Annotated in this window: 26 protein-coding genes and 2 pseudogenes; 17 read left to right on the forward strand and 11 right to left on the reverse strand. The window is 39.6% G+C overall.

Annotation, left to right across the window (positions count from 1 at the left end):
* The first annotated feature begins 47 nt into the window (after positions 1-47).
* The gene (locus V7K56_RS00005; protein ID WP_334906354.1) at positions 48-755 is read left to right on the forward strand and encodes a hypothetical protein; all 708 of its coding nucleotides are present in this window, start codon (positions 48-50) and stop codon (positions 753-755) included.
* 92 nt (positions 756-847) lie between these two features.
* On the opposite strand, the gene V7K56_RS00010 is transcribed toward V7K56_RS00005, so the two are convergent.
* Positions 848-1,186 carry a hypothetical protein gene (locus V7K56_RS00010; RefSeq protein ID WP_334906356.1) on the reverse strand — a complete coding sequence of 113 codons (339 nt, stop codon included), beginning with the start codon at positions 1,184-1,186 and terminating at the stop codon, positions 848-850.
* Between the two features lie 175 nt (positions 1,187-1,361).
* Here V7K56_RS00010 and V7K56_RS00015 point away from each other — a divergent pair, with 175 nt between their 5' ends.
* The 3 genes and pseudogenes from V7K56_RS00015 to V7K56_RS00025 form a co-directional block, all read left to right on the forward strand.
* Positions 1,362-1,658, forward strand: coding sequence for a ribonuclease domain-containing protein (locus V7K56_RS00015; RefSeq protein ID WP_334906358.1), 297 nt, complete (start codon positions 1,362-1,364; stop codon positions 1,656-1,658).
* Between the two features lie 10 nt (positions 1,659-1,668).
* Positions 1,669-2,052, forward strand: coding sequence for a barstar family protein (locus tag V7K56_RS00020; protein ID WP_334906360.1), 384 nt, complete (start codon positions 1,669-1,671; stop codon positions 2,050-2,052).
* A 94-nt stretch (positions 2,053-2,146) separates the two neighbouring features.
* Positions 2,147-2,440 (forward strand): annotated as a pseudogene (locus V7K56_RS00025) (HEAT repeat domain-containing protein); the annotation flags it as partial.
* A 312-nt stretch (positions 2,441-2,752) separates the two neighbouring features.
* Here the strand turns inward: V7K56_RS00025 and V7K56_RS00030 are convergent.
* The gene (locus V7K56_RS00030; protein ID WP_334906362.1) at positions 2,753-3,283 is read right to left on the reverse strand and encodes a hypothetical protein; all 531 of its coding nucleotides are present in this window, start codon (positions 3,281-3,283) and stop codon (positions 2,753-2,755) included.
* Between the two features lie 552 nt (positions 3,284-3,835).
* Here V7K56_RS00030 and rsmA point away from each other — a divergent pair.
* The 4 genes from rsmA to V7K56_RS00050 all read left to right on the forward strand — a co-directional run bounded on the left by rsmA (position 3,836) and on the right by V7K56_RS00050 (position 7,287).
* A complete protein-coding gene (gene rsmA, locus V7K56_RS00035; protein WP_334906364.1) occupies positions 3,836-4,678 on the forward strand; it encodes a 16S rRNA (adenine(1518)-N(6)/adenine(1519)-N(6))-dimethyltransferase RsmA in 843 nt (280 codons plus the stop codon).
* A gap of 102 nt (positions 4,679-4,780) precedes the next feature.
* Positions 4,781-5,734 (forward strand): 4-(cytidine 5'-diphospho)-2-C-methyl-D-erythritol kinase, encoded by a 954-nt coding sequence (gene ispE, locus V7K56_RS00040; RefSeq protein ID WP_334906366.1) that lies wholly within the window; start codon positions 4,781-4,783, stop codon positions 5,732-5,734.
* Positions 5,735-5,904: 170 nt separating this feature from the next.
* On the forward strand, positions 5,905-6,234 hold the full coding sequence (locus V7K56_RS00045) for a DUF3082 domain-containing protein (RefSeq protein ID WP_289795015.1): 330 nt from the start codon (positions 5,905-5,907) through the stop codon (positions 6,232-6,234).
* Positions 6,235-6,681: 447 nt separating this feature from the next.
* Positions 6,682-7,287, forward strand: a complete 606-nt coding sequence (locus V7K56_RS00050; RefSeq protein WP_334906368.1) for a sporulation/spore germination protein — start codon at positions 6,682-6,684, stop codon at positions 7,285-7,287.
* A gap of 128 nt (positions 7,288-7,415) precedes the next feature.
* Here the strand turns inward: V7K56_RS00050 and V7K56_RS00055 are convergent, their stop codons facing one another.
* Positions 7,416-7,847: a VOC family protein gene (locus V7K56_RS00055; protein ID WP_334906370.1), complete on the reverse strand. Its 432-nt coding sequence runs from the start codon at positions 7,845-7,847 to the stop codon at positions 7,416-7,418.
* A gap of 96 nt (positions 7,848-7,943) precedes the next feature.
* Complete coding sequence (locus V7K56_RS00060; RefSeq protein WP_334906372.1) at positions 7,944-8,357, reverse strand: GNAT family acetyltransferase; 414 nt, start codon at positions 8,355-8,357, stop codon at positions 7,944-7,946.
* A 149-nt stretch (positions 8,358-8,506) separates the two neighbouring features.
* On the opposite strand from V7K56_RS00060, the gene V7K56_RS00065 reads away from it, so the two are divergent.
* From V7K56_RS00065 to ssuD, 3 genes are all read left to right on the forward strand, one after another.
* Positions 8,507-9,262: a dienelactone hydrolase family protein gene (locus tag V7K56_RS00065; protein ID WP_334906374.1), complete on the forward strand. Its 756-nt coding sequence runs from the start codon at positions 8,507-8,509 to the stop codon at positions 9,260-9,262.
* Positions 9,263-9,402: 140 nt separating this feature from the next.
* Positions 9,403-10,449 carry a sulfonate ABC transporter substrate-binding protein gene (locus V7K56_RS00070; protein WP_334906376.1) on the forward strand — a complete coding sequence of 349 codons (1,047 nt, stop codon included), beginning with the start codon at positions 9,403-9,405 and terminating at the stop codon, positions 10,447-10,449.
* Between the two features lie 17 nt (positions 10,450-10,466).
* Complete coding sequence (gene ssuD / locus V7K56_RS00075; RefSeq protein WP_334906378.1) at positions 10,467-11,627, forward strand: FMNH2-dependent alkanesulfonate monooxygenase; 1,161 nt, start codon at positions 10,467-10,469, stop codon at positions 11,625-11,627.
* 171 nt (positions 11,628-11,798) lie between these two features.
* Here ssuD and V7K56_RS00080 read toward each other — a convergent pair.
* Together V7K56_RS00080 and V7K56_RS00085 are read right to left on the reverse strand one after the other, a co-directional pair.
* Positions 11,799-12,008 (reverse strand): annotated as a pseudogene (locus V7K56_RS00080) (IS4-like element ISSysp3 family transposase); the annotation flags it as partial.
* A gap of 171 nt (positions 12,009-12,179) precedes the next feature.
* Positions 12,180-12,596 carry a KTSC domain-containing protein gene (locus tag V7K56_RS00085; RefSeq protein WP_334906380.1) on the reverse strand — a complete coding sequence of 139 codons (417 nt, stop codon included), beginning with the start codon at positions 12,594-12,596 and terminating at the stop codon, positions 12,180-12,182.
* Between the two features lie 516 nt (positions 12,597-13,112).
* On the opposite strand from V7K56_RS00085, the gene V7K56_RS00090 reads away from it, so the two are divergent.
* Entirely contained in the window at positions 13,113-13,505 is a 393-nt protein-coding gene (locus V7K56_RS00090) for a hypothetical protein (RefSeq protein ID WP_334906382.1), read from the forward strand.
* A 225-nt stretch (positions 13,506-13,730) separates the two neighbouring features.
* Entirely contained in the window at positions 13,731-14,675 is a 945-nt protein-coding gene (locus tag V7K56_RS00095) for a tetratricopeptide repeat protein (protein WP_334906384.1), read from the forward strand.
* A 40-nt stretch (positions 14,676-14,715) separates the two neighbouring features.
* Here V7K56_RS00095 and V7K56_RS00100 read toward each other — a convergent pair whose 3' ends face one another.
* The 5 genes from V7K56_RS00100 to V7K56_RS00120 form a co-directional block, all read right to left on the reverse strand.
* Complete coding sequence (locus V7K56_RS00100) at positions 14,716-15,327, reverse strand: DUF411 domain-containing protein (protein ID WP_334906386.1); 612 nt, start codon at positions 15,325-15,327, stop codon at positions 14,716-14,718.
* 108 nt (positions 15,328-15,435) lie between these two features.
* Positions 15,436-15,630 carry a helix-turn-helix domain-containing protein gene (locus V7K56_RS00105; RefSeq protein WP_334906388.1) on the reverse strand — a complete coding sequence of 65 codons (195 nt, stop codon included), beginning with the start codon at positions 15,628-15,630 and terminating at the stop codon, positions 15,436-15,438.
* 29 nt (positions 15,631-15,659) lie between these two features.
* Positions 15,660-16,220 (reverse strand): hypothetical protein, encoded by a 561-nt coding sequence (locus V7K56_RS00110; RefSeq protein ID WP_334906390.1) that lies wholly within the window; start codon positions 16,218-16,220, stop codon positions 15,660-15,662.
* Positions 16,221-16,275: 55 nt separating this feature from the next.
* On the reverse strand, positions 16,276-16,479 hold the full coding sequence (locus tag V7K56_RS00115; RefSeq protein WP_334906392.1) for a ChaB family protein: 204 nt from the start codon (positions 16,477-16,479) through the stop codon (positions 16,276-16,278).
* Between the two features lie 448 nt (positions 16,480-16,927).
* Positions 16,928-17,389 (reverse strand): pyridoxamine 5'-phosphate oxidase family protein, encoded by a 462-nt coding sequence (locus V7K56_RS00120; protein WP_334906394.1) that lies wholly within the window; start codon positions 17,387-17,389, stop codon positions 16,928-16,930.
* A gap of 476 nt (positions 17,390-17,865) precedes the next feature.
* On the opposite strand from V7K56_RS00120, the gene V7K56_RS00125 reads away from it, so the two are divergent.
* From V7K56_RS00125 to V7K56_RS00140, 4 genes are all read left to right on the forward strand, one after another.
* Positions 17,866-18,243 carry a hypothetical protein gene (locus V7K56_RS00125; RefSeq protein WP_334906396.1) on the forward strand — a complete coding sequence of 126 codons (378 nt, stop codon included), beginning with the start codon at positions 17,866-17,868 and terminating at the stop codon, positions 18,241-18,243.
* A gap of 10 nt (positions 18,244-18,253) precedes the next feature.
* Positions 18,254-20,452, forward strand: a complete 2,199-nt coding sequence (locus V7K56_RS00130; protein WP_334906398.1) for a caspase, EACC1-associated type — start codon at positions 18,254-18,256, stop codon at positions 20,450-20,452.
* A 358-nt stretch (positions 20,453-20,810) separates the two neighbouring features.
* Positions 20,811-21,026, forward strand: a complete 216-nt coding sequence (locus V7K56_RS00135) for a bromodomain-containing protein (RefSeq protein ID WP_334906400.1) — start codon at positions 20,811-20,813, stop codon at positions 21,024-21,026.
* A 60-nt stretch (positions 21,027-21,086) separates the two neighbouring features.
* Positions 21,087-21,638 (forward strand): alpha/beta hydrolase, encoded by a 552-nt coding sequence (locus tag V7K56_RS00140; protein WP_334906402.1) that lies wholly within the window; start codon positions 21,087-21,089, stop codon positions 21,636-21,638.
* Positions 21,639-21,800: the final 162 nt, after the last annotated feature.

Below are 21,800 nucleotides of genomic sequence, written 5' to 3' on the forward strand. Positions count from 1 at the left end.
GACCTGTGGAATTTCTACTTGATAGCTGCATAAATTGATGAGTGAAAGTGAGAATTCTATTTCATCATTTTTTGCTCTTATTTAGCGACAAGTCTTTTATCTATCAGTTGTTGTTTGGTGGTGAAAGTCCTTTTGCAGGAAAGTGGATAGGTGCTGGGGAAACTCCAGAAACTAATGATCGTATCCGTCATGGTTTATGGCTGTATGCACCAAACAGCTTGATTCAACCTGTAGACAGGATAATTCCTCTTGAGATTGTTCACCCAGAGGTTCAGCGATGTTTTCTCAAATGCTTTAACGATGGTTATAAAAATTCTAACTTGCGCCCAACTGCTGGGGATTGGGTAAAGGCGCTCAGACTTGCTGTTAATGAGTTAACTATTTGTGGAAAGTTAGACAGCCATTATTACAGCCGAACTTATGGTAAGTGTTATTGGTGCGATCGCTCTACAAAACTTGGTACTGATATATTTCCTGGGTTTGTTAGACCAAAACAAGCTGCTGTTCTTGAATCAACATCAGAACCTAAAGCTTTTGCCGCAGATAAAATTATAGAAATAGTTCAGCAATCAGGTCAACAAATCAGTGTAATAGGTAGAGTAATAAATACACTCACTAAAATGCATTTTGATCAATCAAGTTTTAAAAAATTAGTAATTAGTGTTGGTGATAACACAGGTGTTATAAAAGGGTATTTACCGTTCAGTATCCGTCACAATAGTTATAGCAATATCTTGAGGATTAAATGTATTTAATCGCTTTTTAATAGATGGATTACCCCTTTGGATTAAAGATAGATGATCCGTATCTAATATTCTTAAATTATTCACATCTCAATTTACCTTAACTACCTTCTTTTATCTAATTCACGTCGATATTCTTCTATATATTCCAGCATCTCGTCAAATTGTGGCTCATCTTTATATTTACCAGCTATTTTCATCCAAGGATTTTCTACTTTGGGTGCTTCAATTTCTAAAGTCACAATCTTGGCTGTTTCTAACCGAGTTTGCAAACTTTGACTTAGTTTTTCTATTGTTTCAGTTTCCGTATTTCCTGAGCCTTGACAGTCTGGTAACCCTAACAATATTGCTTTTACTGTGCCATCTTGTTGATTTTCAATCAACACATCATAAATTAACTTAGGTACTGTTATTGGGGAGGTAGTTTTTACAGCTAAATTCATAATATTTTTATCTTTAAAGTTTTATATTGATTATAACATTACTCAATAACTAAGTGAGTTTTATCTAATATTCACACAACCCTCACTTTGTCTCATTCTCAAAATCAAGTTCATAGCGTTCAACTTCTATATATCCTTCAGCTAGTGATTGAGAAAATCAAATAAAGTATTTATAATGAGTGTAATACCACAAGTTGACCTTAGTAAATTACCTCCAGAAGTTCAAGCTACTATCAATCTTATTTCCGTAGGCGGATCTTACCCTTATAGCAAAGATGGCATTGTGTTCAAAAACCTTGAAGGATTACTGCCACCACAACCGCGAGGATATTACAGAGAGTACACAGTACCAACTCCCGGAGCAACAGATAGAGGTAGTCGCCGTCTGATTACTGGGCAAAATAACGAATTTACTATACTGCCGATCACTACAATAGCTTTCAAGAAGTCATTTAGTAGTCGTGATAAGTAAGGAGGAATAAATGAGTGAATTTTTAAACGTTTCGTCAGTAAATGTAAAACAAGACATACTTAAAGCAGTGGAACAAATAGCTGCAGAACCAGGAACTAAAGTTTTTTATCTTGATGGTAAAAAAATTAATAGCAAAGAAACATTTTTAAGTAAAGCTGCTGAAGTAATGCAATTTCCTACATACTTTGGTGCTAACTGGGATGCTTTTGATGAATGTATCACCTATTTAACATGGTGCCCGGCTGAGAAATACGTCATATTGTATGACCATGCTGAAATCTTTGCTCAAGCTGAACCGACACAGTACCAAATAGCATTAGATATTTTAAATTCAGCTAAAGAATACTGGGAAGCTAATAATATTACTCTGAAGTTTTTACCTATAACCAAATAAATCAATTTCGCCTTGAGACAAATTTAGATATAGTCCAATACAGTTCAGTTAAACATTTCTTCCTTCTGTTCCTTTGCGTCCTTGGCGTTTCCTTCGTCAGTGGCAAGACGAAAAAGGCGAAGCCAAGAGAGAATGGTACTTCCGCCACGATAAGATTATGGATTTCTTTTTAGTGCAAAGCTTTCTCGGCGAGAGTGAGGAAGCTCAAAACTGTCTCCTGGACCACATGGACAATCCCCGTTTTCGTGGTGTCTACTTTTTGCTAGCAACCTTACTCCCGTTAGATGCAGCAAAAGAACTGAAGGAAAAATTAGTTCAATACGCCGCCGATACCAAAGACCATACTGTGAGTGATACCTTTGTGCAATTGTTGCGGCCAAGGTCGTGATATTAATTCGTAATTCGTAATGGGCTACGCCCCGCTACGCTAACGTAATTCGTAATTGAGAAAAAGACTTATAGTCTGAGGGCAAATTCTTGATTTAGTAAAAATCTGACTTTTCACATTATATAGAAAAGCTAACGCTAAACCTAAGCCCTGAGCAAGCTTTCTTACTAGGAAATAGAAGCGAGGTTTTCTAGATAGGAGTGAAAAGTCAGATATTAGAATGAGTGGAAAAAGAGATTGTGTCTGTCCTACCGCCAAGTAGAATCAATGCTTAGTTCACTTGGAACTAAGCTTAATAGATAGACAAAGGTATTAACCACGACGCCAGTCGCGATCGCGGTCATGGCGACGGTAATTATCGCGTTCATAGCGACGGTAATTATCACGAATATTGCGAAGGTTATTATCGCGTTTATAGCGACGATTATTATCGTGGTCATAGCGGCGGTAATTATCGCGTTCATAGCGACGGTAATTATCACGAATATTGCGAAGGTTATTATCGCGTTCATAGCGACGATTATGATCGCGGTCATAGCGGCGGTAATTGTCGCGTTCATAGCGACGGTTATGATCGCGGTTATAGCGACGATAATTGTCGCGGTAATAGCGGCGATTATGATCGTCACGAATGTTGCGAAGGTCGTTTTCGCGGTCATAATCATCATTTTTGTAGTGACGACTCTGACGTTCATAGTTACCATCATCGTTGCGTTGATAGCTGTAGCTATCTAACTCAGCAAGATAAGACGTTGGTGTATTAGCATCAGCTTTTGGAGAAATCGCCAAAGCTGAAGCAGATGCTATCAAGCCGGCGAGCAAAATAGAGGTAAAGCGGTTCATGATGTGAGTCAAAAATTGTAGACAGTAATTTATGCAAGTCCAGTCTGTTTAGGAAGAGCAGATTCCACAAGTCTTTAAATCAATCCTAACAGTGTTAAATAACTCGAAAAGTTTTTTTAAGTGCGGCGATCAAGAAATGTTTTGTCGTTTGTACTACTTTCTGACTTTCCACATCCTGTTAAAATTAAAATGACTCTTTGAACTGGATAAATCCACATAAATTGTTGCGGAGCTTGCGATTCTAAGACTTCCATCCTATAGGTGACACTTACAGCAGTTTGCAAGTAAATGAGGTACAAAATGCAAGACTCAACATCAAATAAAAATAGTTTCTACCTCCAGCATAGCTGCCTCCTGCCTCCTGCCTCAAAACCCGTAACTTTGTACTTCATGCAAAAGAAAACTGCTGTATATGCACATTTACGCGATGTTCGCGGAGCGTTTGCAAGAGAAGAATAGGCGTTACAGTGAGTCTAGCGCTGTAGAGGGGCTTCAAAATTTATAATGAATTTTTGAGAAAAAGCTAAAAACTAGACTAGGCAATAAATACAGATGATCCGACCTCGTAAGGTCTTTGCTCAACATTGGCTCAAAAGTGAAAAGGCGCTCGACGCAATTATTAAAGCAGCTGAGTGTACAGAAAGCGATCGCTCCCTCAAAAGCGATCGCGTCTTGGAAATTGGGCCTGGAACTGGCATTCTGACTCGTCGCTTATTACCCTTAGTACAATCTCTGGTTGCAGTTGAAATAGACCGCGACTTATGCCAACTGTTATCAAAGCAGCTTGGTAAGACTGAAAATTTTTTACTGCTGCAAGGCGATTTTCTTACTCTAGATTTACCATCTTATCTGGCAGCGTTTCCCAATTTCCAAAAACCAAATAAGGTAGTAGCGAATATTCCCTACAACATTACAGGGCCAATTATTGAGAAACTACTCGGTACGATCGCTGATCCTAACCCCGAACCATTTGACTCAATAGTGTTGCTGGTACAAAAAGAAGTAGCAGAAAGGTTATATGCTAAACCAGGATCAAAAGCTTTTGGAGCGTTGAGTGTGCGAGTACAGTATTTGGCTGAGTGTGAGTTAATCTGCACAGTCCCAGCGGCCGCATTCCATCCACCGCCAAAAGTCGATTCAGCAGTGGTGCGATTGCGTCCCCGAAAAATAGAGATACCAGCACTTAATCCCCGACAGTTAGAAAATTTCTTAAAATTGGGGTTTGGTGCAAAACGCAAAATGTTACGAAATAATTTGCAATCAGTTATAGAACGCGATCGCTTGAGCCACTTACTGGAACAATTAAAAATAAATCCCCAAGCCAGAGCTGAAGACCTCAGCGTTCAGCAATGGGTTATTCTAGCAAATGAATTGGGAGTGGAGAGTAGGGAGTAAGGAACAAGGCAGATTTTTTCTATTCTCCATACTTCATTTTCCATTCCCCATTCCCCATTACCCCTTATCCTCAGAGGGGCCCCACCTTCCCACTCCCAGAAAATGCGTTCTTACAGCCTAATTGCCCCTGCTAAAATCAACTTGTATCTGGAAATCATTGGCGATCGCCCTGATGGTTATCACGAATTAGCCATGATACTTCAAAGTATCGGGCTTGCAGACCAAATTGATGTGCGTTCCATTAGTACTGATATCATTAGGGTTCACTGCAACCACCCACAAGTACCAATAGATAAAAGTAATCTGGCATATCGAGCAGCAGAATTAATGGTGAGGCAATTTCCCAAAGCCTTTGCTAAATATGGAGGCGTGGAAGTTACTATCAACAAGCAGATTCCTGTCGCTGCTGGATTGGCTGGGGGTTCGACGAATGCAGCAGCTGTGTTGGTGGGGATAGATTTACTGTGGAAGTTGGGATTAACTCAGTCAGAATTAGAGGAATTGGGAGGTACACTTGGTTCAGATGTACCATTTTGTGTGGCGGGTGGAACTGCGATCGCAACAGGTAGAGGTGAGCAACTTTCTTTGCTGCCAAGTTTGGATAGTATCTATATAGTATTAGCAAAATACCGCAGTTTGGAAGTTTCTACCGCTTGGGCATACAAAACCTATCGACAGCAGTTTGGTCATTCTTATATTAGAGATAGCGACAACTTGACAGCGCGTGCTAATGCAGTTCATTCAAGAGCAATAGTAAAAGCTGTCCTAGATAAAGATGCGGGAGAAATTGCCCGAAAACTACACAATGATTTAGAACGAGTTGTATTGCCAGACTATCCCCAAGTCTTGCAACTGCGAGAAGTGTTTGCAAATCAAAAAGGTGTTTTAGGAACAATGATGTCTGGTTCTGGCCCAACAGTATTTGCTCTTTTTGAGTCTCAACAGCAAGCAGAACAAGTCAAGTTACAAATTAAAGAAGCAATTCTTGATGAAGACTTAGAATTGTTTGTGACTCGGACAATTACACATGGTATTCAGGTGGCATCTTCAATTTAAATAAATCTTTTTCGTTAAATCGAGTATAAAAAATAAGCTGATAAGTTTTTAGTTGCATAGTTAAAATTGCTAGTAAAGAGGCAGAGATGCAATTTGAATGACGATTAGCTGAGGACAATAATTATTTCTAATGCTCCAATCCAAAATCTAACATCTAAAATCTAAATATTATGAATGACCAAAATCTAACGCCGCAAACAGATGCTAAAGAACAGGTGACAGCTAGTCCGTTACGCTGTTTTACTGGAGCGGTGATTTCTGGAGGGATGGGATTTGCAGCGTATTCGCTGATGATTGCGATCGCGACAAATTTTGCTAGTAAACCAATCCATTCAATCAATCCATTAGTGGTGAAGATTTCTTCTGCTGTCCGCACTCTGGTTGTTGGTGTAGTTGCTTTAGGTAGCGGGATTTTTGGTATAGTAGCAATTGGTTTGTTGGCTTTGGGAGTGCAATTATTAGTACAGCAATTGACGAAACAAAAAAGTAGTGAAAACTAGTAATTTGCTTTGCAATTTGCTTTTAATCAGTAACCTAAAAGCACAAGTTTTTGCTGTTTTTCTAAAACAGCACGATTTACCTCTATTGTGCAAGGAATTGATTTTACTCTTGCCAAATTTATTTAACACGAACAGCAAGTATAGATGCAGTACTACTGGTTGCAGCAATTCTCTGGTTTACTGCATTCCTACTTGTTTAGTCAAGCTTTTTAAAATTGACCCAGACGCATTAGCGAAGCGGTAGCGACGAAGGAGCGTCAGCCGCTTGTCGTCAGACATCGCTCCTTGAATAGCAGATGTTGTAATTTTGGTATATAGTATAAAATTTGACTTTGACAGAGTTCGATTTGACACTTTATAGACTGGCTCAATATTCACGAATTTATGCGGAATTGATACCTGCGATACTGAAATTGATAATAGCAACATCATTTATAAGCAAAATTTATGAACATAATCAAGAAATATTTTTTCCCCCTTATTTTTGTGACAATGGTTGTGAGCCTCGGTAGTTGTAGTTCTAACCCCACGGCAAGTAATATTGACAGCGCAACTTCATACCCTACCACAGCACCGACGAATAGCCAATTGTCTCAGGCTCCCAACCAAATTCCTAGCGTAGCTCAGTTGAGAGAAAAATCTCCTAATCAAGAATCTTCTAAGGAAAATACGCCTTCCTCATCAACTTCTAAAGTTGCCACTAGCAAAACTACTAGCGTAACACTATACACAAGTGATACTCAATGTCAAAAACTAATTCCAGAAAAGGTTTCAGTACCAGCCGATCAACCAGTGAGAAATGTCGTGAGTAAAATCTTAGAAAAACATGATACAAGCGACTTTAGCTTGTCTGGGTATCGTGTCAACATCAAAAATGGCATTGCTACAGTTGATTTACGAATATCTCCTGAGTCAAAGCGGCAAATAACTTCTCTTTCTAGTTGTGAACAGTTTGCTCTGTTTGGCAGTCTCCGCAAAACCCTAACGAGTAATGCTCAATGGAATATTAAAGAGGTTCGCTTCACCGAGCGAGGTGAGGACATTGTTCTTTAGTTAAATATTGTAGTAAGTGCCGTTATCAGCTAGCTAAAAAAATTTCCTAATCTGAACAGCCACAGAAAAATTGCTTCACTACCCCCCACTTCCCGTCTCATCTGTGGTCTAAATACTTAAAAAATGCTTTAAGACACCGTTGCTGAATGTCTTTCTAATCGCAAATCCTCTGCTTGTCGCTGCGTAGTACTCTTAACGAACTCTGCAATCTCTATACGATTCCCACCGGGATCTCGAAGAAAAAACCGCACGCATCCTGGAAGTGGTCGTTGATCGGGAATAATTTCTATCCCATACTCTTTTAGGTGTACTTCAAAGGCGTTCAAGTTATCGACTTGGAAACAAAAATGCCGTCTAGATGCTTGATTATTGGCGTTTTTCTCTCTACTAACGTGCAGTTCAATGTCTCCCAACTTGTACCATGCTCCTGAATCGTTTTTCATTACCTCAGGTCTGGCAATTTCAGTCAGTCCCAAAACTTCGCTGTAGAAAAACAGTATTGCTTCCTCCACTTCAAAAGGATAGGTTACTTGAATATGATGAACTGCATTAAGCTTCATAAATTTTTCTCCTAATTTGGGTTAAATTTGGTAGAGTTACAATCACCTTTTGCCGTAATACTGGCGTATTTCTAAAGTTTTTCTGTTCCCAAACATCTATGCAACAAGCTTTCCCATACTGATGCGTTCTTCTACGAGGTAGCCTAGTTTTCTATAAAACTCAACTACTTCTGCGTTGGAGACACGAACTTGGAGATTGATTTTAAGGCATCCCATCGCTATCAATTCCTTCTCTGCGTGCTGCACTAGCTTGCTACCAATACCCTGCCGTTGATACTGAGGACTGACCGCAACTGTGTATAGCCAACCGCGATGCCCGTCATATCCTGCCATTATAGTGCCTACAATTACAGAGTTAATCTCAGTAACGAAAAACAACTCAGGCTGTACAGCAAGCTTCTGACTGATTACCAATTTTGGGCTGCTGTGCGACGGGTGATTAGGAAACACCTCATCCCACAGAGCACTGACTGATTCAGCATCAGATTCTTGGTATGGTCTTATATTCATCTACATTTCTAAATCAAAGGACTTGCCTTTGCCGATTGTTTGTGAAATACTACTTTTAAACTACGTTAAGTCGGTAGATTTTAAGTATTATAGTAAAAAACTTACCATAAAACATTGCGTCCTCAAAGCAATAGCAGGCTAATCCTAAGATGACAAACACAGAAATTCGCACTGCTCGAGTTAAAGTCCCTAACGGAGATTTGCAAATTGAAGCTTACTTAGCCCAACCAGCAAAACAGGGAACCTTCCCAGCCGTTATCGTGATTCAGGAAATTTTTGGGGTTAATATTCACATTCGGGAAGTTACTGAGAAATTTGCCAAAGAGGGGTATGTGGCGATCGCCCCGACTTTATTTCAACGCACCGCCCCCGGTTACGAGGGTGGATACACCCCTGAAGATATCCAGCAAGGAAGACAATATAAGCAGCAGACTACAGCAGATGAAATATTAAGTGATATTAAGGCTATGATCGCCTATCTAAGAACTCTACCAAATGTGCAAAAAGATGCGATCGGCTCCATTGGTTTCTGCTTTGGTGGTCATGTCGTTTACCTAGCTGCGACTTTACCAGATATTAAAGTTACAGCTTCCTTCTATGGTGGCGGTATTCCCAACTCAACTCCCGGCGGTGGAGAACCAACCATCACCCGCACTTCCGATATTAAAGGCCCTATTTACGCCTTCTTTGGTCTTGATGATCAAGGAATTCCATTAGAACAAACAGAGCAGATCGAAGCTGAATTGAAGAAAAATCAAATTACCCATGCTATCTTTCGTTATCCCAGAGCAGGACATGGCTTTTTCTGCAACCATCGTGCCAGCTACAATGCCGAAGCTGCTGCTGATGCTTGGAAAAACGTTCAAGAACTGTTCCAAAAGAACCTTCAGCTTCAAAAAGTCTAAAGGGGTTATACCAATTCCAGAAAAAATGAAACAGATGCGTAGGTTGGGGAGCCATTCACATGGGAGGGGTATTTTTGTACTTCATTAACTTGCAATCTGCTGTAAGTCAAAAGCAAATAAAAAAATAAAGTATCACGTCTATGATTCCCGCCTTCAAACAGCCACGAGTTAAGATTTTCCAAGGTTTTTCACTATTCCTTTTACCTGGATTATTAACAATCTCAACAACCTTAATCAGTTGCTCAGTTCAAACCCCAAATTCAGAAAATCAAACCACTGGTTTGAAAACCAAAGTTGTCCGAATGGGATATCAAACTTCTGGGGATATTGTCAGACTTAAAGGATTGATAGAAAAACGTCTAAAGCCTTTAGGTGTTTCTGTGGAATGGGCGCAATTTGCCGCTGGACCACAACTGATGGAAGCGATGAATGTGGGTAGGGTTGATATTGGCTCTGTAGGCGAAACTCCCCCGATATTTGCCCAAGCTGCTGGTGCGTCTTTGGTTTATGTTGCTAGTAATAAACCCAGTACTGGTAAAGGAAGCGGAATTATTGTTCAAAATAATTCACCAATTCGCACTTTAGCCGATCTCAAAGGTAAAAAAGTAGTTTTTCAAAAGGGTTCTGCTTCCCATTACTTATTAATAAAAGCTTTGGAAGAGGCGAATTTGAAATATAGTGATATTCAAGCTATTAGTCTCCCTCCTTCTGAAGCCCGTGATGCTTTTATTCAAGGAAAAATTGATGCTTGGGTAACTTGGGACCCTTATTTAGCCGTAGCCCAAAAAAAGGCAAATGCTCGTGTTTTGCGAGATGCTAGTGGCATTGCTACTCAAGGCGGATATTACATGGCGTCGCGAAAATTTGCCACAGAAAATCCGAAATTAGTGCGATTAGTTCTTGAGGAGATAGATAACACAGGTAAATGGGGTGAGAAAAACCGAGCGGAAGTTGTAAAACTTATTGTTCCTCACCTGAAAATCGATGAAGATATTTTAACAACAATGGTTGAAAGGCGAACTTACGGTTTAAGACCAATTACGCCAGAAATCATGGAAAATCAACAGAAGATTGCAGATTTGTTTGCCAAAGAAAAAGTTATTCCTAAACCTATTAGTATCAAGGAAGCAATGCTGACTACTGAACAATATGCAGCTATAACACCCGAAACCATCAGTCAGAAATAGCACCAGGAGATAGGAACATGGAAGTTTTTTGGTATTTGCCGACACAAGGAGATGAGCGTTATTTAGGTACTACAATTGGCAGGCGACCAGCCACTTATCCTTATATGCAGCAAATCGCCCAAGCTGTTGATAAATTGGGTTATGGTGGGATGCTGATTGGTACTGGACAAAAACAGGATACTTGGATTGTAGCTACTTCGTTAATTTCTGTTACAGAACGCTTGCGGTTTCTTGTGGCCTTTCGTCCAGCAATTATGTCGCCTTCTTTGGCAGTCAGGATGGCTGCGACTTTTGACCAGATTTCTAACGGTCGAATTATTCTGAATGTTGTCACTGGTGGCGACACAAAAGAACTTGCTAAAGATGGGATTTTCTTAGATCACGATCAGCGTTATGAACTTACAGATGAGTTTTTGACAATTTGGCGATCGCTCATGCAAGGTGAAGAAGTAAGCTATAGTGGTCGCCACTTGCAAGTTCAAGGCGCAAAACTGCAATTTCCTCCCATACAAAAGCCTTATCCCACTTTGTATTTTGGTGGTTCTTCAGATGCTGCTCTCCAAGTTGCTGCCAAACACATTGATGTGTATTTAACTTGGGGTGAACCACCAGATCAAGTTGCTCAAAAGATTACAAAAGTACGCCGATTAGCAGCAGAACAAGGTAGAACAGTCCGCTTTGGGATTCGGATGCACGTTATAGTCCGCGAAACTACGCAAAAAGCTTGGGATGCAGCTAATGAACTGATTCAGTATGTCGATGATGAAACCATAGCAGCTGCACATCAGCGATTTAGTCAATCTGAATCAGAAGGACAACGCCGCATGGCCCAATTGCACAATGGCGAGGTTGCCTCCGGCACGCTACGCGAACGCCAAAACTTAGAAATTAGCCCCAACTTATGGGCAGGTGTTGGCTTAGTGCGTGGCGGCGCTGGGACTGCCTTAGTCGGAGATCCAGAGACAGTTGCAGCCCGAATGTTGGAATATACCGATTTAGGAATTGATACCTTCGTTTTTTCAGGGTATCCCCATCTGGAAGAAGCCTATCGAGTCGCAGAATTATTATTTCCCAGGTTGCCGTTACAAACTCCAGCGATCGCATTACCGCAGCAGGTTGCAAGTACATTCAGTGAATTTGTTACCAAAACAGATTTACTCAAACCACAGCCTGTGTAAGCAATTCAAAATTCAAAAAAGCATGAGTCCGAAAAAACCTCAACTTAGACCGCCTAACTTTTTCTAAAGCAAGTTTTGCAGCAAAAAGGCTCAAGCATCTCTGCCTGCATGACTAAATTCAATTTATAGACTAGTACCGCAAGGCAGAAGTCAAAAATCACTCATTCAAAAGGCTACGGACAAAGCCAGGATTGTCAGGCATTGAATAGCGATCGCAGACTCTAGTTGAGTCGCTTCTAAATTCAATCCCGCTTTTTTGAGAGTGGCGAAAAGTTATTCAATCTTCCATCGCCATCCATACCACTGAATCATTCGCAGTGCTTGTTCCAAGCAAACAACTTCGTGTGTGGTCAGCAACCGCCAATGAATCGGTTCTTGTCCGTAGATCAATGTAGATGCGATAAGGCATCAATCCGCTATTGCCGATTATTGCTGTTAGTGGACTGGTAACAAGCAAGTACCAATCGATAAAAGGGCTGAGTATACAGCTTTTTTACCTAAACCTTATACAACGCAAGAATTATTGAAAACTTTAAATGCAGTTATTAGTCATTAATCTGCATCATCTAGACGATCGCACTCATATCTACCTTTAATCTCTTGATTGAAAAAGCTGCCAATAGAGTCAGAGGAATGTAAATCTTCCCAAGTATCCTCGTCTACGCCTAAGTACTGATAAACCGCTCCACTTTGAAATTCGACTTGCAAAATCTGTTCGTTGCGATCATAGCCTACAGCCATAGCCATTGATGAGACAACTGGTAGCATGACAATTGGTTCTTCTTCAAAGGGTAATGCAGTCGTTTCGGCAATCGCTTCGTTTAGTTCTTGCAATCCTTCATAAGCTTGTATTGGTGCTGGAATTTCCAAAAACTCTAGTTCGTTACCTCGGTCAAGCAACAACTGCAAATATCCATCAGAATGAGCGATCGCTACTAAACTGCTCAAGTCTACCTTAGATAGCTTCATTTATTTTGTACTCTCCTATTGGCGTAGTCGGGAGTGATAAAGTTTTATGCAACATTTAAGCATTTTTATAGTACATTTATACTATAAAAACGCTTTGCCGTCAAGTTTTTTCTCCCAAGCGAGAATTTTAGGTGCGTAGAGACGCATTAGCAAAGCAGCACGAAGTGTTTTTCTTTGACATCCGGCGAAATACTTACGATTCAGCTTGAGTGAATGAGAGTATTTGAGTCACCTGTAGCAGCAATCTCTGCTTTGTTAGGGGAACTCAAGAGGCGAATTGAAAAATTGCATAAATGTTCAACTCGCCTCAGTTCTGTAGTTGAAAATTTCAACCAATCTTTTCTGTGTCTAGGCTTAAGGAGTCTCTTTTGCTCTTTGTGTCATTCAATCAGTTCACCCTTTTGGGTGAGTCATAGATCAACCGATCAGATGACCTGATTGAAGGAAGTTGAGATTAATAATAAAGAAGACTCTATTACTAAAGAACACCGATTGCATTTTACCTAAATATAACTTATGAAACTTGCGACCTTGATAAATTCTGCATTGATTTTTGCTTCTATTACTCTTGTACCTGGAATCGCTGGCGCTCAAACAGCTAATACCAACAACAGAGAAACAATAGCTGTGAACTTTAACAATTTATCCACTAACTCGACTTCTGCGAATTACCTCCAGCCTTCAAATCTAGTTACTTTTGCTTATCAAGGAGGTCTGCAACAACATGGTATTCCTAGCGGAGAAGCGCTAATATTAAAAACTCAGAAGAGAAATATTCTTGCGAAAGATTTGGTTAAAGCTGCTGTGAATGCAGATAAATTACCATCACAAGTTTTAAACGATCAAAATTATTTAAGTGCTGTGAATTTAGAACTGAATGTATTGCCAGATTATGCTGCTGCTGATTAATTTGGTTTTTCTATATCTTTTAAGAAAGCTAAGTTTTTCAGCATGGTATATTCATGTACTTGTTAATAACAACAAAAGCTTTTTATACACTGTAATGTGCGTATATAATAAAGTTTGATATTGAAGAAGAATTTATCGATTTTGACATAAGTTGCACTTATTCTGTTTTAAAGCCGCAGAAAATTGTATAATCGACAGCTTATTGATCAAAAAGTTCTATAGAGAATGACAGAAGTAATAAGATCCGGGGGACCAAATAATATTGAGTCCATTGAGTTTGAAGAGCGGTGCTTAGAAAAAGCCAGAGAAACAGGCGATCGCAACGGGGAAGTGATTTCTTTGGGAAGTTTGGGCAATGCTTACCAGTCACTAGGAGAGTACCATCTAGCAATTGAGTTCTATCAACAGTGGCTAGATATAGCAACAGAAATAGGCGATCGCTTAGAAGAAGCCAAATCTTTATCTGGGTTGGGTAACGCTTACCAATCAGTGGGCAAATATCAGCGAGCAATTGAATATTATTACCAGTGGTTAAGTCTAACCAGGAAAATAGGCGATCGCACTGGGGAAGGCATTTGTTTGGGAAGTTTGGGCAATACTTATGAATACCTGGGTAAGTACGAGCAAGCGATAGAGTTTTACCAACAATGGTTGAGTATAACCAAGAAAACAGGTGATTGGACTGGTGAAGGTCTTTGCCTGGGAATTTTGGGCAATACTTATGAATCATTGGGATCTTACCAACTAGCAATTGAGTTTTACCAACAATGGTTAGGGCTGGCAAAATTCATCAGCGATCGCAATGGTCAAAGTATGGCCTTAAGTGGATTGGGCGGTGCTTATAAGGCTTTGGGACAGTACCAAAGGGCGTTGGAGTTTTATCAGCATTCGTTAGAGATCGGAAGGGATCTTAATGACCGAAATGGGGAAGCAAACACCTGGTTTAATTTGGGTTTGGTGTTACAAAAAATCAATCGAGAATCAGAAGCGATGGATGCCTTTTGCAATGCTCGTGAAATTTATCATGCAATAGGACTTGATGCCAGCCTGCAAGATTGTAACCATGCCATTGAGTTTCTTTCTCAAAATGTTGCAAGCGCAGCATCTGCCTTCTGGTTGAGGAAATGGTTAAGTAATTTGTCGCAGTCGATCAAAACTGGTTCTAAATGAAGAGTACTGAGTTGCGAGTTAAAAGACCCTTTTAATTCATTCAAGACTCACCACTATACTTATTGAATACTGCAACTGAGTTATTGCGATCGAAGGAAAATACAGAAAACGGGTCTTTTCGATTCCCCATTTCCATCCCAGGAGTGCCTACAGGCATTTGAGGAACAGATAAACCAACAACATTTGGCTTTTCTTGAACCAGACGTTTGATGTCGTCTGCTGGGACGTGTCCTTCAATCACATATCCATTAACAATTGCTGTGTGGCAAGATGACAAGCTATCCGGCACGTTGTACTTTTGTTTGACTGTTTCGATGTCAGGTGTAGAAAAATCTGTGATTTTAAAACCCTGTGCCTTTAAGTGAGCAATCCACCCGCCACAACAGTTACAATCAAGACTGCGATACACAGTGGCATTTAGCATTGTTGATTTTGATGGTGTTTGTTGCTCTTGGATGTGCCTAGTGGTACTTAACAGTTGAGCTTTACCTGCAATAAAAGTGGGAAAAAAAGCTTGAGCATGACTCATAGGAGCAGTGCTTCCCAAGATGCTCAATACCCCTAATGTTAGAACCACTATTTGCACAGTAGCAGGCATCAAGATGGGAAGTAACCATTTTTGCCAGCAATAAATCAATTGTTTGTGCAACATCTGATACTTCCTAAATACAACATTGCTTCCAAAACACTCTACGCTTACTTTGCGTCCCTCAGCGTTTAAAAACACTACGATTTTACATATAAAAAGATAGGAGTAAAATTAAATATGCAATTTATGCAAGTCTATTGCTGTAGGAAATTTAATTTTATCTGTAGGATTACTCTTATTGTGATTAAGGAGTTCTTTGAGCAGAGCTAGCCCCCAGTTATAAGCATGGCGACTTGTTCCAGCGTGTCTAGCGCATAGCGTGTTTTGCTCATTATTCAGGTCTAACTCTGTCTTAAAGCTTCTCACTCATAGCTTTTAACTCCTCAACTATCTTCTTATTCTTGTGGCTTCTGCTTCCCTATCTCTTTCCCTACAAGTTTACTGTTTTGTGAATAGTCTGTATAGCCTTGGATATTTTCTGGTTCAAATGGACGCAATACGCGGGTAGCTTCGCGTGTTAAATCCTCATTTCCGGTAACTACAATTAGGTATTTGCCAGCATTCAAACGGTTACGATATGCTAAAGCATCGCCACTGCCAACTGTTAAACCGACTCCTCGACCGATTAAACCAGCGCCCAGGGCACCTGCTATAGCTCCTAAGATCCCAGCAAGAAATTCATTGCCAAATCGAGTAACCTGGGAAAATATTTCAATTTCTGTGAGATAGTTGAAGGCATAACCTGCGACAAATCCAAAGGGTATAAGCCACCATAACAGCCGAGTTGATTGTTTGCTAGCTTGCTTGTCGGGATCAATTAGTCCAAATTCATCAGCACTTTGATAACCATTGCCCAAAATATTGACTTGTGAAGTTGGCAAACCTGCTTTTTCCAAAGCAGAGTAGGCGGCTTCTGCTTGTATTCGATCTGGTAAAACTGTAACAAGGTAATTCATAAGACTTCGCGGAACTCTTTCCCAATCTAAAATTCAAAATTCCAAATGGTATGACCTATTCTGGCTTTTTGTGCCAATGCCCATCGTTGCCTTTTTCGTAATCGTGCTTTACCGCACTCCAAGCAACACGAAAGGCACGTTCTTCTTCCTCATATTCTTCTAGAGCACTGTTAAATGCAGCCCGAAAAATTTCTTGGGCGTGCTTAGGTAAATGCTCTTTGACTGAATCAGGTAAGTCTGTAGTCTGTTTGTAAGGCATAAATTTCATTTCCTTGATTAACGTTAGTAAAGCAACTATTGTGTTAAAAGAAATTCCAAATTTATACTTAAATTTAGTATGTCACACTTGATCTAAGAGGATTGTCAAAGCAATCTTCTCGCGGTTAGGTTCGCCTTTAGCGAGTGATTTGACAAACTTGGTTACTTATTCAAGAAAACTGCAATCGGGATTAGGTTGTAATAGTGGCAACAGTTCTTGTAAGGTGCGGCGACTATTTTTTGGTTGAAAGCCACGGGCGATCGCTAGATTTTACCGCAGTACTTCCAGAGCATCAATACCACTGATAAATGTTGCGATCGGTAAACTCCTGGCATAGCAGATAACTTCTTGAGTGCTAATTTTTTCCAACATTTACACGTTTTAAAATAATTTGTAATTGAATTGTTAACTACAAATTACGAATTACGAATTACGACTTCTTAATGACTTAAAGGCGTGATGGAGTCAAAAAACTAATTGTTTGCGGCTTGAAACTCGATACACTATCCCAATAATCAACTTGGTTAATATTCACCTTTAGCAAAGCAATATCGGGTTCATCTAGTCCTTTAGGAAACCAAGTTTGAAGCTCCGGCTTCCATAGCTCTCGCATCTTGTTGCGGTCTTTCACAAGTTGTGCTGTACCTGATATAGAAACATATCGCTGCTGTTCGGGTGACGAAAAACTAATATTGACTTGCTCATGGTGTTCAATTTCAGTCACCTTATGGGAACCAGTGTACGTAAAGAACCAGAGTATGCTCTCAGAGCTAATCTCACCACTCTTTGACATGGGGTAACTATGCAAACTGCCATCATCATCGACTGTGGTAAACATACCATAATCAATATCTTTGATTAGTTCACGCAGTTTTTGAATCTGTTGATCGCGGTCTGTAGAAGTTGCCATTGTTCGTAATTTTTTCTCTATTTGTTGTCTGGGCTGTAATTTTTGATTACAACTAAATTTAATACTGATAAAGTTATTTTTTAGTATTAACGTTTTTTGTTGAAATTGCGTGAGCCTAAAGGTGTAATTATAATAAAAATAGTTCTTTTAGTTATATCTATAGATATATTATTTATCATATCGATTTATGAATAAAAATATAAAATTAAACAAATTCTGCAACTGTAAAATTTTATATGGCAGCAATAGCGATCGCTCTTATATCGCTAAATTAACCAAGTAAATCAAAATCAAGCCTAGCTTGCTGTGGTCAGAGATAGTATTTATTGTTACTTTGCAATATGCTTTATACTGATAGCACGCTATGTATATTGTAAAAATTTCTATTTACAGCAATCTAGACCGGAATTATTACTAGTTAGATTGTATAAGATACTTATGATAATTTAAGCATTAACCACAATTAGAGGTTGAAAATGGCGAGTACATCCAACGTCCAGATTACCATCGCCTTGCAAGAGCCTGATTTAGATGATGAAGAACTGCAAGCCCAAACGCAGGGACTATTGCAACAGATGCTGGAACTGGATGAAGTGGAAGATGCTAGTCTTTTCCGTGAAGCAGAAGCACCAGCAGACAGCAAATCACTTACAGGGCTGGCTGTAGGTTGGCTAACAGCGCAGGTGAATGCCAAGAATATTAAAGCATTGATGGGATTTTTAGGCGATCGCCTTGGGAACAAAACTATTGAACTAGAAATTGAGTTTAATGGCAAGAAACTGAAAGTCAAAGCCAGCAGTAGACAAGAGTTAGAAGCAGCAATAGAGGCAGCACAGAAATTCGTAGCAAGATAGAGAATCACAGATGGCAAAGATAGCACTGCTGATTGGGGTTAATGAATACGGAAATGGTCTTTCTTCCTTACCTGCGGCTGCCAAAGATGTAGAAGGAATGCGGGAAGTGTTGGAAAATTCAGAAATCGGTGGTTTTGATCAGGTAACACCACTAATAAACCCTGAGCGACAGGCGATGGAGGAAGCTATCTATACTTTGTTTGCAAATCGTAAAAAAGATGATCTCCTGCTACTGTTTTTCTCAGGCCATGGGGTTAAAGACGATAGTGGCAATCTTTATTTAGCTGCTCATAATACCCGCAAACAGGAAGAAACCCTTGTTCAACCAACAGCAGTAGCAGCAAGTTATATACAAAACATTATGAGCAATAGCCGCTCAAAGCGTCAGGTAGTGATTTTGGATTGTTGCTTTAGCGGCGCTTTTGCTGAGGGAATGAAAGCTAAAGATGATGGTTGTGTGCCTGTCAAGCAACAATTAGGTGGAGAAGGACGAGCTGTTCTTACATCCAGTACTTCAACCCAGTATTCCTTTGAACATCCAGGCTTTGAGCTTTCGGTTTATACACATTTTTTAGTTGAGGGCCTCAAAACTGGAATTGCAGACAGAGATAAGGATGGCAGAGTTTCTATTGATGAGTTGCATGAATACGCCTGTGAAAAAGTTCAAGAAACTGCTCCAGAAAAAATGAAGCCCAAAATTTATGTGGTAGAGGAAGGCTTTAAAATACTCTTAGCTAAAGTCCGAATTGATGACCCGAAACTGAAGTATCGTCAAGAAATTGAGCGTCGTATTAAAGATCGCAAAATTCCTTTTGTAGCCCGGAACCTCCTAGATTTTAAACGAGATAATTTAGGTTTACTTGCTCAGGAGGCTGCTGCCATTGAAGCTGAAGTTCTCAAGCCTTACCAGGAATATGAGGCAAAATTACAGCAATATGAACAGCTTTTATCCCAGGTAATTCTAAACGAAAATCCTCTGACTGAATATACTGCCAATATTTTAAAAGATTATCAAGAATTTTGGGGTTTAAGAGGAGAAGATATTGAAATCGTTAAAAATCGAATTATTCCATCTCAAAAAGTACAACAAACAATTAACTCTACTCAAATACTAGATTCTAACCTTACTAAGCTAAATACTCAGATAAAATCAAGTATTGAGGGCCAACGGCACTTTGAAGCCGCAATGCCTCAAAAATCAAAGGTAGGGCGAAGAACTGAAATTCGAGCTATGGTTGCATTACCTGATTCTCTAGGGCTACGCGCTCACTTACCATCCTTCACAGATTCTGGTGATGTTATTACAAAAAATGATGTTGTTGGTAATGATACTCCCCTAGAGTTTCCTGTTAATCAAGTAACAGGCGAACCATTACCAATTAACCTATTTCTAGGTGTGACTGCTCCTGATTTTGAGATTGAGCAAGTTACTAAAAATATTTTCATTTCTCCAAAGCTTGACTCTGGTATTATTACTTTATTTCTGATACCACGGATACGTCAAAGACATGGGCGTGTAATACTTGAATTATTTAAAGATGAACAACGAACTATACTTTTAAGTTCCTTGACATTGATCACAGAAGTAAGAGGGAGACATGATGATTTGGTAGATGTAGTATGGCATCTAGCAACAATAACCCTTAGCTCTAAGTTGGCTAAACAAACATCTATCGGAAACGTAGAAACTAGCATTGTCAATGAAGTAATACCTCTAGCTAACTCCCCTCATCAACAACAATCTCCAGTAGCACCAGATAAAATATTGTATCAACCAAGACCTGCTTCTAATCAAGGTGGTCAACAAGTACCACCAGATAAGACGTTGTATCAACCACGACCTGCTTTTCCTCAAAGTAGACCACCAGTGCAACCAGATGTGACATTGTATCAACCACGACCTGCTTTTCCTCAAAGTAGACCACCAGTGCAACCAGATAAGACATTGTATCAGCCACGACCTGCTTCTAATCAAGGCAGGCCACAAGTACCAACATACGATACAATATATCAACCAAGACTAAACCAAAAACAGCGACCAGTAAACCGTTCTGGATATTGGCAAAAAGCTATTACTATTATTAGTTTTCTTGCATTTGTTATTATTCTAAGTTGGTTGATTAGAAACAATTTTCTTAATCACGTCAAAATAGAATTACCTACAAACACTAGCGAACCAGTGACGACCAAAGAGCCAACAGCAAAATAAGTATAAACGTACTATTAGAGACTTTACTAATATATAATTTTAATAATTTTATTAATCACCCATGTTAATTTTTCAAGCGTTAAGTATTCGGACAAAAATATTTACAGTCATTGTGGGCGTTAGCCAAGGCTCTCGGAGATTAAGAGAAGCAATCCCAGCCCTTGTGATTGCTTCATTTTGCATGACATTGTGTAATTAATTCTGTTTGACTACTTAAAAGTATTCTTACTTTAAAATGATGTAAAATTTGTACCCTCAGAATGAGCCTCTTCAACCCATAGCAGGAGTATCACTCTCCATTCAGCGTCTACTATAAACAACAAGGAAATCAAATTGCAGTATATCTGCCTTTAAAATTATGGACTGGAAGTACAGGTGGAAAAATGGTTATCGACCAAGCCGAGATGAAGCAGCAAAAAATCCTCATTTGTTAGATGAGAGTCAGTTCGAGAACGAACAAGACCGAAAGCTTGCTGAAGAAACTACAAGGAAGCGTTTGGGCGTACCTGCACAAACTCTAGACGAAGACAAATCCATACTACCTCATGCAGCTTCGCCTAATGGCAAGGTTTAATACTAAAACATAGGCATTTTTTGCCTATGTCTACTCCATAGCATTATGAAGTTTAACAAAATGCAGATTTATCAACTTCTTAGTCGATTAAACAATAAAAAATTTACTAAGTTACTTACTCAGGCAGTAGCTCTAGGCGTAGGCGCTATTGTTCTATTCTCAACTACTAATGCTAATGCGGCCGAGCAAGTTATTTTAAAATATGGTACTTTTCAGGGGCAAATATCTGTTGAAGAATTAAGTCAGTTTACAGAAACTGGTAAGACGACTCCAACATTAACAGCTTATTTACAGGCGGCGCAACAAGACCCCGCAGTAGCTCGTAAGGCATTGAAAGCTCCAATCAAAGCTGATGCTGCCTTTTTAAATAACTTACTATCTAGTTGGGCAGGGCCAATTTTAGTTAATCAAATTGGTGAGGTAGTTCACCCGCCCGCAGGACAACTAGATCAGCAGGCACTGCGAAGCGCTCTAAGTGAGTCTATTAAACAAAATGGTGAAGTTTCACTACTTGCAGCCATTCAGAATTATCCAAATACTTCTGTTGAACTTGAAGGAGATCGTCTCATCTCTGTTTATGAGCGCCTAAGCAATCTTGCAGAACTCTTATAAGGCTCACTTAGAGACAATGCAGTTGTTATCAGATGATTGATTTAGTATCTCAATAGTCGTAAATTTTAATCACGATCGCCATGAAGTTAATACTGATGAGTCTATCTTAGGGTTCATACTCTGTTACTTAGAAATTCCCTAACCTAAATATAGAGTTTAGTC

This window comes from Nostoc sp. (assembly GCF_036917535.1).
In the GTDB taxonomy this organism is placed as follows: domain Bacteria; phylum Cyanobacteriota; class Cyanobacteriia; order Cyanobacteriales; family Nostocaceae; genus Nostoc.